General features: G+C 53.4%; 13 protein-coding genes and 1 pseudogene. 9 read left to right on the top strand and 5 right to left on the bottom strand.

The annotated features are described in order from the left end of the window. Positions 1-116: 116 nt before the first annotated feature. Positions 117-1,271, bottom strand: a complete 1,155-nt coding sequence (locus tag ACMYSN_RS01695; RefSeq protein WP_462496754.1) for a hypothetical protein — start codon at positions 1,269-1,271, stop codon at positions 117-119. Between the two features lie 125 nt (positions 1,272-1,396). Between ACMYSN_RS01695 and ACMYSN_RS01700 the strand changes: the two are divergent. Both ACMYSN_RS01700 and ACMYSN_RS01705 read left to right on the top strand, forming a co-directional pair. Continuing rightward, positions 1,397-1,567, top strand: a pseudogene (locus tag ACMYSN_RS01700) (hypothetical protein); the annotation flags it as partial. A gap of 164 nt (positions 1,568-1,731) precedes the next feature. After that, the gene (locus ACMYSN_RS01705; RefSeq protein ID WP_123754483.1) at positions 1,732-1,962 is read left to right on the top strand and encodes a hypothetical protein; all 231 of its coding nucleotides are present in this window, start codon (positions 1,732-1,734) and stop codon (positions 1,960-1,962) included. A gap of 77 nt (positions 1,963-2,039) precedes the next feature. Here the strand turns inward: ACMYSN_RS01705 and bla are convergent, their stop codons facing one another. Next, entirely contained in the window at positions 2,040-2,906 is an 867-nt protein-coding gene (gene bla, locus ACMYSN_RS01710; RefSeq protein ID WP_462496755.1) for a serine hydrolase family protein, read from the bottom strand. 356 nt (positions 2,907-3,262) lie between these two features. On the opposite strand from bla, the gene ACMYSN_RS01715 reads away from it, so the two are divergent. After that, the gene (locus ACMYSN_RS01715; RefSeq protein WP_174509397.1) at positions 3,263-3,523 is read left to right on the top strand and encodes a hypothetical protein; all 261 of its coding nucleotides are present in this window, start codon (positions 3,263-3,265) and stop codon (positions 3,521-3,523) included. 56 nt (positions 3,524-3,579) lie between these two features. Here ACMYSN_RS01715 and ACMYSN_RS01720 read toward each other — a convergent pair whose 3' ends face one another. Next, positions 3,580-4,845, bottom strand: coding sequence for an MFS transporter (locus ACMYSN_RS01720; RefSeq protein WP_462496756.1), 1,266 nt, complete (start codon positions 4,843-4,845; stop codon positions 3,580-3,582). A 170-nt stretch (positions 4,846-5,015) separates the two neighbouring features. Next, positions 5,016-8,126 (bottom strand): beta-galactosidase, encoded by a 3,111-nt coding sequence (locus ACMYSN_RS01725; RefSeq protein WP_462496757.1) that lies wholly within the window; start codon positions 8,124-8,126, stop codon positions 5,016-5,018. A gap of 221 nt (positions 8,127-8,347) precedes the next feature. Between ACMYSN_RS01725 and ACMYSN_RS01730 the strand changes: the two genes are divergently transcribed. The 6 genes from ACMYSN_RS01730 (at position 8,348) to ACMYSN_RS01755 (ending at position 12,750) form a co-directional block, all read left to right on the top strand. Beyond that, complete coding sequence (locus ACMYSN_RS01730; protein ID WP_462496758.1) at positions 8,348-9,412, top strand: LacI family DNA-binding transcriptional regulator; 1,065 nt, start codon at positions 8,348-8,350, stop codon at positions 9,410-9,412. 451 nt (positions 9,413-9,863) lie between these two features. After that, positions 9,864-10,274: a Spy/CpxP family protein refolding chaperone gene (locus ACMYSN_RS01735; protein ID WP_462496759.1), complete on the top strand. Its 411-nt coding sequence runs from the start codon at positions 9,864-9,866 to the stop codon at positions 10,272-10,274. Positions 10,275-10,353: 79 nt separating this feature from the next. Further along, the gene (locus ACMYSN_RS01740) at positions 10,354-10,782 is read left to right on the top strand and encodes a glycine zipper 2TM domain-containing protein (protein WP_462496760.1); all 429 of its coding nucleotides are present in this window, start codon (positions 10,354-10,356) and stop codon (positions 10,780-10,782) included. 143 nt (positions 10,783-10,925) lie between these two features. Then, entirely contained in the window at positions 10,926-11,261 is a 336-nt protein-coding gene (locus ACMYSN_RS01745) for a TonB family protein (RefSeq protein WP_462496761.1), read from the top strand. A 229-nt stretch (positions 11,262-11,490) separates the two neighbouring features. Further along, positions 11,491-12,321 carry an alpha/beta fold hydrolase gene (locus tag ACMYSN_RS01750; protein ID WP_123754475.1) on the top strand — a complete coding sequence of 277 codons (831 nt, stop codon included), beginning with the start codon at positions 11,491-11,493 and terminating at the stop codon, positions 12,319-12,321. A gap of 270 nt (positions 12,322-12,591) precedes the next feature. Then, a complete protein-coding gene (locus tag ACMYSN_RS01755; protein WP_462496762.1) occupies positions 12,592-12,750 on the top strand; it encodes a small membrane protein in 159 nt (52 codons plus the stop codon). On the opposite strand, the gene ACMYSN_RS01760 is transcribed toward ACMYSN_RS01755, so the two are convergent. After that, positions 12,726-13,364, bottom strand: a complete 639-nt coding sequence (locus ACMYSN_RS01760) for a helix-turn-helix transcriptional regulator (RefSeq protein WP_462496763.1) — start codon at positions 13,362-13,364, stop codon at positions 12,726-12,728. The genes ACMYSN_RS01755 and ACMYSN_RS01760 overlap by 25 nt on opposite strands. Between the last annotated feature and the right edge of the window lie 111 nt (positions 13,365-13,475).

Here is a 13,475-nt window from a genome sequence, read left to right on the forward strand (position 1 = left end):
GCTGATAGCTATATGCCGGACGGAAATGATGTAGTAGACCTGCTGCAAAGTAGTTCGGTATCGTCTCAGTTTCAGCAGGCGTTTGTGTTGAGTAGAAGGTTATGGGGATATTAGTATTAAATACATTTCTCTACAGGTGGTAGTTGGCGAGTGTCAAGTATATTGGTAAATGTTGTATTGGATTTATTAACATCCGACGGGTTAAAAATAAAGCAACTTTGGAATTGCTTCCTGACTAGTCGCATGAAAACTTTTTTTTCTTCCTTGTTTTCATTGAAATTTATAAACATGGTAGACCTGTAATTTATGTTTATATATTCTGGGCATAATAAAATTTTATCTCCGAGGTTGAATGGGGCTGTTGCACTGATGTAAAAATGGCTATTATCCTTTATTTTTTTAGTATTCCAGTGTTCAGCAGGGAAAATTTCGCTTGAGTATTTTGTCCCATTTACTCTGTAAGTGTTCACGCACCAGTCTGCAATACCTATTGATATCATGGTTTTTTCAATCGCATATGCGTTAACTTCTTTGATTAGAGACATTGGAACTATAAGGAGCATGAATGCCATAGCTAAAAGCTTTATATTGATGTGGTTGTTTTTAATACTCGAATAGATATATGTAATGGCAGGCGTGAAAATGCATAGTATATAAATAATAAATAGTATTGTGATTGGTATGAATGTGTTTTTTTGAGCGCCAACAATTTGTTCTAAAAGAGATTGAATGGTCCGGAATGAAATTTTCATTGATGTGCATATAATCACTATTAACGCCAGGATTTTTAGTTTTTCGTTAAATCCAATAATGAATTTAATAATGAGCGTTGTTAATACTACGTTTATTGCTAGCGTCGTCATTACATAATGACCGGGGCTGATTCCTTTCATGTTAAAAATAAATGCAATGGATGGTATTGATATTGCGAAAAGTGTAAATGCTAATAAAATAACTAGCGATAATCTGATTGGTAATTGTGTGTTGTCTTCTTCAGTGTTTTTTCTAAATAAAAAAGGCACTAGTAGTAATGGAATTGATGGGGTCAATAGTTTGAAAGTGTACAGGAAAAAAGATAAAATTACAGGGACTACATTGGCGATGTTTGTCATGCTAGGCATGAATAAATCTAGTCGGTAGATTCCCTTTAAATGAAGCCAAAGTAAAACGCAAGAAAGAAATATAAAAACAGGAATGAGTTGGATGGCGTTTTTTATGATGCTGCTCGAGGAATCAAATAGTTTGCTAATCATATTGCTTATTTCATTCATTTCTAATTCCCATGGGAGTTTGTTGTTTTTGGGGCTGCATGCATGACTTTTGACGGTCAGGTTAATTTCATATTAGCTGATGCATGGTTGTTTTCTAGCAATGAAGAAAAAACTTTATATAAGCTATGGAAATAAATGATTTTTATATGTGGGCTATAAATTTTTTCGGTAGGAGGCAGAGCGAAGCGATTTTATCCCGCGGCAACAGCACTGATTTAGCCGAACTTTATCGTCAGAGGCGCGGGCACGACCCTAAGATTGCGCCGATGCTGGAGAGCCGTGGGTTGAACGCGTAAGCCGTCATTTGAACAGGCCACCAGCCAGAAATGGCGGTGGCCTGGGCTGCTTTGCGAGTAATGAAAAGATAACTCTTTGTAATTAATCTTTTTTAGCTGTTTATTTTCGCCCGTTTAGACCAGAATATGGCCTTCGACAACGAAATGGCTGAGAAGGAACCGATATGTTAGATAAATACTTTCAGTTAGATGGTGATAGCGGCGATACGGCTATCGAAAAGCATAAGCGTCTTCTTGCTGTTCAGGCCGCATTGGAGATTTCGAAAGCAGCGGTCTCTTCGTCGACCGCCAATTCCGGTATTCGTAGCCAGATGGATTTGCGCAACGTGGCGCAGGAAGTCGCTTCGCTGGCGGACGCCATCCAGGATGCCCTCGAAGGTTACGAGGAAGACTAACCTCGCCGCCGCTGCCCGGACTGGCCTCGCATCGCGAGGCTTTTTTATGCCCGGACCACCTGCGGTCTGGCTGTCTGCTATGGCGTTGCGGACCAGTTCTCGACCAGCGTGGCGCCGATCCCTGCAATCTGCTGATTGCGCGCCGCCATGGTGGCGTCGGTGTCGGTGAGGTAGATCACCACGATGCGTGACGGTTTTCCGTCCGGGCCGAGGGCGGCGATGATACCGCGTGAGCCGCGCTGTCCGGCCCCGGTTTTATCGGCGATAAACCAGCCGGGCGGCAGCGACGCGCGCAGCAGCGGGCCAGCGACCTGATCATCGATCATCCAGCGCTGTAACTGCTGTTGCGATGAAGCGGAAAGCACGCCGCCGGTTAACAAACGGCGCAGGGTGGAGGCCATCGCCTGCGGGGTGGTGGTATCGCGCACGTCGCCCGGCACGGCAGCGTTTAGCTCCGGCTCCCAGCGGTCGAGCCGTGAGGTGTGATCGCCGCTGCGGCGTAGAAACGCGGTTAATCCCTGCGGGCCGCCGATGGCGGTCAGCAGCAGGTTTGCTGCGGTGTTATCGCTCAGCGTAATAGTGGCGGCGCAGAGTTCACCAACGGTAAGTCCGTCGTCGAGGTGCTTTTCGGTTTGCGGAGAATATTCCACCAGATCCTGCTGGCGGTAGTGGATCCGGCGATCGAGTTTTTCCTCGCCGCTGTCGACCCGGGCCAGCACCGCCCCGCAGAGCAACACCTTAAAGGTGCTCATCATTGGAAAGCGTTGGTCCGCACGGTAGCCCGCCAGTAAACGGCCGGTGGTTAAATCCAGCTCAGCATAGCCAACCCGGCCCTGAAGCTGGCTTTCGGCGGTTTTAACGCGGCTGATAGTGGCCTCATGGGCCCAGGCTGGCAGGGCCAGCGCGGCGAGTAACGGGAGCAGGGCAAAGCGACTATGGTGCATCTCGGGGGATTTCCTTGGGTCTTATTGTGAGTGTTCGCTGAGGATGAAGTGGCTGCGGCAGGGCAACGGAAATCATGATAAATAAGACTTATGAAGATTCACAATTTCTCTTTTTTCCTTCATCATTCGCCAGCTTTTACCAGCAATAATTAATGCTTAGCGCAGTATCACTTATCTGAGTAAGCGCCTGGGGGTTTACGGCCTTGCCGCCTGGAAGCACTCGAATTATTTAGGCTATAAAACGCAATTTTTTATTTCAGGCTGGTATGAACTATAAGAATATACTGAAGGTAGCGTAAATGCTCTACGATGTCGGCAATCACACATTACTTATTGACCCATCCAGGAGGAACATGGTGGACCCGTTAATTAAGGTCATGCTGGTGGGGGGAAGGGCTGATGGCCTGCTGGTCAGCGTCGCCGATAATGCGACGGAGCTGTCCGTTACTGCTGCACAGTATGGTGCAAAATCCGGCCAGCCGCTGAGCTATCGGATCGTCTCGCAAACGATTGATGACGAACGCTACTTTTTTGGTGTGTTCAGTGAGTCTCACGATGACGCGGACAAGCTCAAACGAGTGGCGCTGAGCAGAGGCATGAAAAAGTCGCTTTGCTGAGCACTGCAAGGCCAATCGGTCGGCCCGTTAATCGCAACGGGCCGCCGGTCTGCGACCTACGTCGCGTTGTTATAGCCGGTAGCCGGCAGCAAGGTTTTACTGCCTTTCAGGGTGAACAGCGAGAGCACCGTGAACCCTAACGTAATCGACCCCAGAATCAGGTATGCCTGATGGAATCCGACGGTATCGTACATCCGGCCCACCCACGCAGACAGCACCACGCCAGAGAGCTGCTTCGATAAGTTAAAGCCAATCAGGAATAGGGTGGCGGACAGTTTCGGGTTAAATGCAGACGAAATATATTTAAAGGTCCCGACCAGCAGGAACGGTACTTCAAACATATGCAGCATTTTTAATATCACCACTTCGATTGCCGAGGTGGCAAACGACGATCCGAGAATACGCACCGACATAATAATCCCGGCGGTCAGCAGCGCGTTTTTGGCCCCGATGCGGTTTACGATGGCGGGAGCGCAGAACATAATCAGCGCATTGAGCAGCTCCCCGCCGGTGGTGACAAAGCCAAACACTTCAGTGCCGCGCTGCGGGTCGGCGAAGAAGCCTTTAAAGAAGTTGGCAAACTGCTGGTCGAAGACGTCATAGACGCTGGCAACCCCTACCACATAGATAATAAATCCCCAGAAGCGCGGCATCCGCAGCAGCTCTGCCGCTACGCGCAAGGAAAAGGCCTGACGGTTGGCGCCTAAGGCATCCATTACCTGAGCGCTGTTGCTGCTCTCCGGACGGGAAAACCACAGCAATACCCCCAGCACCAGCGCAAAGCCGGAGGCAATCCAGAAGGTGATATTGGGGTCAATGCCGAACAGGATGCCGGTGATGGAAGCACAAAGCGCCCAGCCGACGCAGCCGGCGACCCGCACCTTGCCGTATTCAAAACGGTTGGCGCGACTGACGCGCTCGATGTAGGCCTCTACCGCACCGGAGCCGCTGGAGAAGACGATCCCCAGATAAAGTCCACCCACCAGCGACCCGGCGATAATATTCATCTGCAGCAGCGGCGAGAACACAAAGATAAAGAACGGCGCGAACAGAATTAATAACACCGTGATGGTCCACAGCAGGTGTTTGCGCAGGCCGAGCTTGTCCGAAATCAGGCCAAATATCGGTTGGCAGATAATGGCGAACAGCGAAATAGAGGAGAAGACAATCCCGGTCTCGGTCTTAGTTAAATGGTTAACGTCCGCCAGCCATACCGGAAAAAAGGGAAAGTAGGCCGACATAATGAAGTAGTAAAAGAAAAAGAACAGCAGGAAGTAGATATAATTATGCCGTTCTCGTGGCGCCAGTTCAGAGAATTTCATAGAGATGTTCCGTTGTTATTATACTCGTCATCATCATTCCAGCTACTGCGCCGTAGGCGTACAGTAACCCATCCGTCCCTGTGCTCTTAGCTGATTTCCGCCTAATACATCCTGAATGATGCCGGTATAACTGTTTTTATTATGGGGAGCCGAGGCCCCCCGTTGTTGTTTTACTGGAAATGAATCGCTAACTGATACTGCCATTGTGTCTCGAGCAGCAGCCACTGCTGCAGCACGCTCGGTGTCCAGGAATCATCCCCGCCGACGCCCATATGCTGGCCGTCGAGGGTGATCCAGACGCCGCTTTCTGGCGTCATCCGGTGCCAGTGGTCGGTCTCCATTAACTGGGTGGTGCTGTAAGGCTGAACCGAGAAGTGGAAGCGCTTGCCCGCAACGTGCCAGCGTCCCCAGTCCAGTGCTTTATTGTCACAACGCAGGCCGTTCTCCGTTGGGAAGATATACGGCGTGGTCATCTCCTCTAGCGGAAGCTGCCAGCGGGCGAAGCAGGCGCTGCTTTTGCGATCCGGGTAGTTTTCATGCGGCCCGTAGCCGAGCCACGAGACCGGCGTCTGTTGGTCGGCGACCTGGAAATGAAGGCCGATGCGCGGCAGCGGTGGCAGGGTACCTGCACGCTCGCCGCTCACCGAGAGCTGCAGTTGGCCGGTGCTGTCAAAAGTCATACGCCATTGGCTGACGATGACCACTTCATCGCCGCGCAGATAGTGCCAGCGGCTGTCGACGATCACCTCATGATCCAGACGGTGTGCCTCGCAGTACACGCAGCGTCTTTCCAACTGATACAGCCCGGCGCTTTTCCAGCGCTCAACCCAGGCGTTGGGATCGATGCGTTCCACTTCGCTGACGCCAATATCGTTGTCCAGCGGGGCGCGGACGAACTGATCGCTCAGCGGCGTCAGCAACTGCTCTTTGCCCTCGACCTGCCAGTGGCTTAACAGACCGCTCTGGCGATCGATAATCCACTGCTGGGAACCGTGGCTGACGGTAAAGGTCTGGTCAGCGATCGCCAGCTCAGGCGCCGGGCCGTTGGCGGTTGGCGCGGGTAAGACCAGCGGAGCGGCGAGGGCGAACTGCCCCCAGGCCACCCGGTGCCCGGCATCAGACCAGGCAGTCGCCTGCGGCTGGCGAACTTCCAGCATCAGCCACACCTCTTTCGCACCAGTCGGTAGCGTCAGCTGCTCGCAGAGGGTGAATTCGCCGTGGCCCTGTGGGGAAAGGTTCAGGGCCAGGCTTCCGCTGGCAACGCTTTCGCCAGCGCATTGCACCTGCCAGTGCAGCTGTTCATTGTCCGTCGCGCGGAACAGATATTCGCTCTCCACGCTGACCCGCAGTGGAGATTGCTCCAGCAGAGCGAACTGGAAATATTGCTGGGCATGTTGCGCTTCAATCAGCGAAGGGTGAGGGCGGCGATCCGGGAAGACCAGCCCGTTCATGCAGAACTGGCGATCGTTAGGCTTATCGCCAAAATCGCCGCCGTAGGCCCAGCCGGTGGTGCCGTCATCGAAGGTTTTTTCAATCGCCTGATCGGCCCAGTCCCAGATAAAACCGCCCTGCAGACGCGGGTAGTCGCGGAAGGCCTGCCAGTAATCGGCAAAGTTACCGAGGCTGTTGCCCATCGCGTGCGCATATTCGCAGAGGATCAGCGGGCGCTGTTCGCCGGGCAGGCTGATCCACTTTTTAATGCCCCATTTCGGCACCGCCGGGATCGGCTGATCATACTCAACACGGGCGTACATCGGGCAGATGATATCGGTGGTGGTGCTGTCGGCACCTCCGCCTTCGTACTGCACCGGGCGCGTCGGGTCCTGGCGCTTCAGCCAGTGGTACATTGCTTCATGATTTGACCCGCCGCCGGACTCATTGCCCAGCGACCAGATGATGATCGACGGATGATTGCGGTTACATTGCAGCATCCGGCTGACGCGGGCGCTGAAGGCCGGGAGCCACGCCGGATCGTCGGAGAGGCGGTTCATCGGCACCATGCCGTGGGTTTCGATATTGGCTTCATCTACCACGTACAGGCCGTAGCGGTTGCAAAGCTCGTACCAGCGCGAGGCGTTGGGATAGTGTGAGCAGCGCACGGCGTTAAAGTTATGCTGCTTCATCAGCAGAATGTCCTGCAGCATATCCGCTTCGGTGACCACCTGGCCGCGTTGGTGATGATGCTCGTGGCGGTTGACCCCGCGGATCAGCAGCGGTTTGCCGTTAAGCAGCAACAGGCCGTTGTTGATCTCCACCTTGCGAAAACCGATATCCCAGGCTTCGGCTTCCAGCAGCTCGTCGCCGCGCCACAGCGCCACCACCGCGCGATAGCAGTGCGGCGTTTCGGCGCTCCACAGGGCCGGGCGATCGACCGCCAGGCGCAGCTGGGCGCGCTCAGCATAATTGCCGCGCTCATCGATCGCCGGTGAACCCGGCTGCTGACGCGCGCTGGCGACCTGCTGCTCGCCGTCCCACAGGCTGACCTCGGCCACCAGTTGGTCCAGAGTGCCTGCAGGGGCGCTCATGGTCAGATTAACCAGCAGCTCACCCTCGCGGTACAGGGCATCCAGCTGCGGGGTGAGCTGGACGTCGCTCAGATGCTGCTGCGGTTTGTTGAGCAGCCAGACCGAGCGGAAGATCCCGCTCATCCGCCACATATCCTGATCTTCCAGCCAGGTCCCGGCGCTCCAGCGCAGAACCATCACGCACAGACGGTTATTGCCCGCCTTCAGATAAGGAGTCAGGTCGAACGCGGCGGGCAGACGGCTATCCTGGGAGTAGCCCACCCATTCGCCGTTGCACCACAGGTGAAATGCCGAGTTAACGCCGTCGAAAATCACCTGGGTCTGACCTTCGGCCTGCCACTGCGGGTCGAGGGTAAAATTCAGGGAGTAGCAGCCGGTCGGGTTCTCTTCCGGGACCCGTGGCGGAGTGGTGTCGATAGGGTAGCGAACGTTGGTGTAGATCGGCGCGTCGTAACCTTCCATCTGCCAGTTTGACGGCACCGGCGTGCTACGGCTATCCGCCAGATCCTGCTCGATCCAGTGAGGATCGACAGCAAACGGGCTGTGGGCGTAGGAGAACTGCCACTGGCCATCGAGCAGATGACGGCGCCCGGAAGCACGGTTGTCCCGCGCGTCGGCAACCGTGCGCCAGCTGGCAAAGGTCGGGTGGGCCGTTAAGCGATTCAGGTGGGTAATGGTCTGGTTTTGCCAGTCTTCGCGGGCCAGAACGTCGTGAAACGTCAATGAGCGAACCGCGCTTGAGTCATGTTGTTGCATACGCATACCTGACGGATAAGTGAGAGAAATGTCATTCGCTAGACAAGAATGATGTCGTTATCAGATATTTTTTCTGGTGCCGCAATATTGGCGAAAACGAAACCGACCTTCGATCACGAAACACCCAAAAAAGCGCAGATTTTTGTCGTCAATAAGACATAAAATGTTAGCGGACGACAATGATAGTAAAACCCCTCAGTCTGACCCGAAAGGAGAGCACCATGCAGCGGCGTACGGCAACGTTAGAGGATGTGGCGAGTGAAGCCGGGGTGTCCCAGCAGACCGTCTCCCGGGTGCTGAATAATCCGCAGATCGTCTCCGCGCGGACCAGGGAAAAGGTAGTCCGCGCGATGCAGGCGCTGCACTATGTGCCCAACCGTTCCGCGCAGCTGCTGGCAGGGAAGGCGGCGCCTTCCATCGGGCTGATTACCGCCTCATTGACGCTGCACGCGCCTTCGCAAATCGCGGCGGCGGTAAAAAATCATGCGGGCATCCATCAGCTTGAAGTCTCGATTGCTATGCCGGAGCGCAGCGATTACGCCGCTTTGCAGGCGCGACTGGATGAGTTTCGTGCGCAACATATTCGCGGGGCGATAGTCAGTCTGCCGCTGGAGAGCAGTACGGCGGAGCGGCTGGTGAAGGAAAATCCCGATATTGCCTGCCTGTTTCTCGATGTCTCGCCGGAAACGGAGGTCTCCTGCGTGCGCTTTGATCATCGCGACGGCTGCGGCGCCTGCGTGCGGCTGCTGTGGGAATTAGGCCACCGGGAGTTTGGCCTGCTGGCAGGCCCGGAAAGCTCGATCTCTGCGCGTATGCGCCTTGGTAGCTGGCGCGAGGCGTTGCATCGCCAGGGCGTCAGCCATGCCCAGACCGTTTTCGGCGACTGGAGCGCCGCCAGCGGCTGGCACAAAACCTTTGAACTGCTCCATCTCCAGCCGCGTATCAGCGCGATTGTGGTGGCCAACGACCAGATGGCCTTAGGGGTGCTGAGCGCCCTGGCACAGCTCAACCGCAGCGGCAGCCGTGCGGTGTCGGTCACCGGCTATGACGACACTGCCGATAGCCTCTACTTCCAGCCGCCGCTTACCACCGTCGCCCAGGATTTCGATCTGCTGGGCAAAAGGGCTGTGGAACAGCTGGTTCAGCTGATGGTGACGCCCCAGATGCGGATCCGTGAACTGCTGCCCACTCGCCTGATTGTCCGCCAGTCTACATGGCCGTTTGACAGAGAACAGCAACAGGAGCAGTGGGTCGCTCAGCTTAAAGCGCTGGTTGAGAAGCTGTAACCGGCGTTGGTTTACCCTTCATTGAAGATGAATGTGCTAGCGTAGCCGCAATCATAAAGGGCGATGGACATCGCCTTTATGTAAAATGTAAAACACAATCTATCCATGCAAGCATTGATTCACCGCCAGACCGCTGGCGGTTTTTTTTTGCCTGTCCGCAGGCAAAACCCCGTCCGCCATTTTATTTAACTCTGCCATGCGGTGATAATTAACGCGCTTACCAGCATAAACACGCTGTTTTTCCGGTGAGTGGTGTCAAAACCTTCCGGGGTGAGAGTTTTGGACCCAGCATAAAATGCTGATGGCAGAAGGGCGATCTAGCCGCCGATGAAGCAGGCGACGGTCGCCACGGAAAATTGTCCAAATTTAAATTTAACCCTTTGTTACAGATGGGATTTATTTGGAGATCAATACTTAAGGCTCTGATTATGGATATTAAGGATAATTGATTGTGAATAAACTCTTCCGTAACACCCTGATTGCTGTCGCGCTGAGCGCAGGTTTCTCCGTTGCTGCACAAGCGGCCAGCACCACTGATGTTCCGCCGGTATCTCAGGATCCCGTGGTACAACATCTGAAGCTGAGCAACGATCAGGTGAGCAAAATTCAGACCCTGCGTACAGAATTTGAGACCAACGTTAACAATATTAAAATCGACGGCTTCAAAGACGGCGCGCTGGTGGATGTTATCCATTCCGGCAAATGGGATGATGCGAAAGTGAAGCAGCAGCTGGCGGCCTTTGGGCAGTTAGATCAGCAAGTGCGTTACTACCGCGTGAAATACTATTTTGGCGTGAACCAGGTGCTGACGCCTGAACAGCGTACTCAGGTGAAAAACGATCTCGTTGAAGCCCTGAACTGATTTCCGACCCGCCAGCAATGGCGGGGTTATCCTGCCGCAGGCGCTCATCGCCCGCGCGAAAACCTAAAAATGAGACATTATGAAGAGACTTGCATTCATCGCTCTCAGCTTCCTCGCATTGACCAGCCTGTCTGCTGTTGCCGGTACCAAAACCGTGGTGGACTATGGTGTGGTACAGCAAAGCCAGATCATCAGTAATCAGAGCCACTCGCGGCCGCTGCGCACTCTTGCTGCCGGTGCTGTCGGCGGCGTAGTCGGGCACCAGTTTGGTAATGGTAAAGGGCAGACCGCCATGACCGTTGCCGGTGCCGCTGCCGGGGCCAGTGCCTCCCACTATCGCCAGTCACAGCGCCAGGCCATGCAGGAAGTCCAGTTGACCATCAAGACCCAGTCTGGTCAGATAATCCAGGTGCTCCAGCAGTACGATGGCCGAATGAGCTTTAACCAGGGCGACAAGGTGCGCATCCTGACCTCCGGCTCGAACACCAGCGTGGATAAAGCTGTCTGATGCTGACCTGACCGCCTGCGAATGACGCAAGCGGTCTTCCGTTGTGCCATTTCCCTCCGCGTTATCTCTCCCGGAAACGGGAAAAAATCATCATTAAGCGCAATTCCGTGATACTATTGATAATTATTATCAATAAGGATGTGATGATGAAACGCAAATACGCGCTGTTTTTAGCCGTCGGTTTCCTGCTGTCGGCCTGCAGTAGCCCGGTCAGGCAAGACGAGCCGAAGCTGCTTCACCTTGTCCAGCCAGTTTATCCCTACTATGCAGCGGCTAATAATATTCGCGGTGAAGTGAAGATTCGCTTTGATATTGGCGCCGACGGGAAAGTCGAAAAGTTATGGATCCTGTCGTCTGAACCGCAGCACCTGTTTGATGACGCGGTGATTAGCGCGGTTGCAAAATGGCGTTTCGAACCCAACAAACCCTTTAAAAACATGACCAAAACCATTCGGTTTAAGCTGCAGCCCACGCTGTAGTAGCGATGAGACGTCTTCTCTGTGGATGTCCGCCGGACTGGCACAAGCTCCATTTCTTGATCTAACTCGCAACTTTAAACCTATACTCTCTCAGCGATCGGATGGCGATCGCTGGCGGCTCGGTGCGTGGCTCTATGGTTCCCGTCACGGCATGGCAACAGGCCACCTCAGCGCCATACGCAAGACCTGCTTCAACCTTCGATAGCTAACGGTATTCAGGAGAAGAGACATGGGTTACGTAACGACGAGCGATGGTGTTGAGATTTTTTATAAAGACTGGGGACCAAAAGAGGGCAAGGTGATTTTCTTCCACCACGGCTGGCCGCTCTCCAGCGATGACTGGGATGCGCAGATGCTGTTCTTCGTAAATAAGGGCTTCCGGGTGGTGGCGCACGACAGGCGGGGGCATGGCCGTTCCAGCCAGGTGTGCAGCGGTCACGATATGGATCACTACGCGGATGATGTCGCTGCGGTGGTTCAGCATTTGGGTGTACAGGGGGCAATGCATGTCGGCCACTCGACCGGCGGCGGTGAGGTGGTGCGCTATGTGGTGCGCCACGCGGAGGATAAGGTCTCAAAAGCGGTGTTGATCAGCGCCGTTCCGCCGTTGATGGTAAAAACCGACAGCAATCCGCAGGGTACGCCGCTTGAGGTATTTGAGTCCTTCCAGGCGCAGCTCGCGGCCAACCGGCAGCAGTTCTATTATGACGTGCCGGCCGGGCCGTTCTATGGCTACAATCGTCCCGGTGCGACACCGTTACCGGGCGTTATCTGGAACTGGTGGCGACAGGGGATGATGGGCGGAGCAAAGGCGCATTATGACGGGATCGTGGCCTTCTCGCAGACGGATTTCACCGAGGATCTCAAGCAAATCGCCATCCCGGTACTGGTGATTCATGGCGATGATGACCAGGTTGTGCCTTATCATGATTCCGCAGTGCTTTCGGTCGACCTGGTACAGAACGGAACCCTGAATACCTATAAAGGAGCGCCGCACGGGATCCCCACCACCCACGCGGATCAGATCAACGCCGACCTGCTGGCGTTTGTGAACAGCTGACGATGCACCAGTTGCGAATTGCTGGCTGCGGCTTTCGCTAATACCCGCTCCACCAGGCAGTCCGTTCGTCCGCGTTTCGGCGCCAGAGGCGGGCTGCCTGTTTTTTTACGCAGACATTATTTTGCTATTTCTTATTGTTTATTGTCCTATTAAGAATTATCTCACCTCGATTCTTCTCGTTCTGAAAAATTAACATCACGCTTGTCGTTATGATAATGGCTGTATTATCCTGTCAGCACAATACAGTAACGGATTATTAAGGGCGTCATTGTGAGTGGTATCGTCTACATTATTGTCGCTGCAATACTATTACTCGTTTCTGTCTGGAGTTTGATCTCCTATATTAATGACAGAAAGAAAAATCAGCTGCCATTCAGAAGAAATGGTATTGGAAGAAATGAACGTTATTTTCGCAAGCATGGGCTTTGACCGTCATTACGAATGATTACGCTAATAAAACGGTTAAGCTCCTGTTTATTGGCGATCTCAAAGGATTTCATAATATTACTTTTATGACTGAAGATGGTTTTATAATGCACTTGCAGATGATCGGCGATGGTCATGCTATTCATACCGATCCAGAGCGCCTGAGCCACCTTTAACTGCGTCGGGGTTAACGATTTTCGCGGGCATTTGATACATTTAAATCGTGGGTTATCGGGGCGCGAAACCGAGCGGCGTAAACCAGCCATAGCGCTGAGCTTCCGGCGCAGTATCGCCGAAAATTCCGTAACCGATACCTGACGATGAATGAAAGTCGCATCATGAATGCAGGTAGGCAGCTGGTGGCCGGGCGTGGTCGCGGTTCTCGGCTGGATAATAAAAACCGCTGACGCTGCCTTGCGGTTTACCAGCGCTTTTTGACATAACAGATGTTCACCCATCGTCATTTCGGTAATGATCACCTCGGCATCCGCAATATTGCTTATGTCAGTAATGACCAACGGATTATTCCGGCCCTTGTCACTGATAATCTCAGTGACAAGATGCGTTATTGCCTGGCGCAGGAAAATATCTGAAGTATTAATTAATATCGTCGTCATGGTCGGGTTTCCGTACCTTATGGCTGATGAGTTAATAAAACGTTCGGCATTTTTATAATTTATTGTTTTTCCGGTTGCAAGCGCGAATATTTATCTTGCACGAAAAGCTTA

The organism is Klebsiella sp. R445 (genome assembly GCF_051131755.1).
Lineage (GTDB): Bacteria > Pseudomonadota > Gammaproteobacteria > Enterobacterales > Enterobacteriaceae > Klebsiella > Klebsiella lignicola.

Excerpts from the sequence above, each read along its gene's own strand:
- ACMYSN_RS01695 (WP_462496754.1), bottom strand. The coding sequence starts at position 1,271 with ATGAATGAAATAAGCAATATGATTAGCAAACTATTTGATTCCTCGAGC.
- ACMYSN_RS01705 (WP_123754483.1), top strand. The coding sequence starts at position 1,732 with ATGTTAGATAAATACTTTCAGTTAGATGGTGATAGCGGCGATACGGCT.
- bla (WP_462496755.1), bottom strand. The coding sequence starts at position 2,906 with ATGCACCATAGTCGCTTTGCCCTGCTCCCGTTACTCGCCGCGCTGGCC.
- ACMYSN_RS01720 (WP_462496756.1), bottom strand. The coding sequence starts at position 4,845 with ATGAAATTCTCTGAACTGGCGCCACGAGAACGGCATAATTATATCTAC.
- ACMYSN_RS01725 (WP_462496757.1), bottom strand. The coding sequence starts at position 8,126 with ATGCAACAACATGACTCAAGCGCGGTTCGCTCATTGACGTTTCACGAC.
- ACMYSN_RS01730 (WP_462496758.1), top strand. The coding sequence starts at position 8,348 with ATGCAGCGGCGTACGGCAACGTTAGAGGATGTGGCGAGTGAAGCCGGG.
- ACMYSN_RS01740 (WP_462496760.1), top strand. The coding sequence starts at position 10,354 with ATGAAGAGACTTGCATTCATCGCTCTCAGCTTCCTCGCATTGACCAGC.
- ACMYSN_RS01745 (WP_462496761.1), top strand. The coding sequence starts at position 10,926 with ATGATGAAACGCAAATACGCGCTGTTTTTAGCCGTCGGTTTCCTGCTG.
- ACMYSN_RS01750 (WP_123754475.1), top strand. The coding sequence starts at position 11,491 with ATGGGTTACGTAACGACGAGCGATGGTGTTGAGATTTTTTATAAAGAC.
- ACMYSN_RS01760 (WP_462496763.1), bottom strand. The coding sequence starts at position 13,364 with ATGACGACGATATTAATTAATACTTCAGATATTTTCCTGCGCCAGGCA.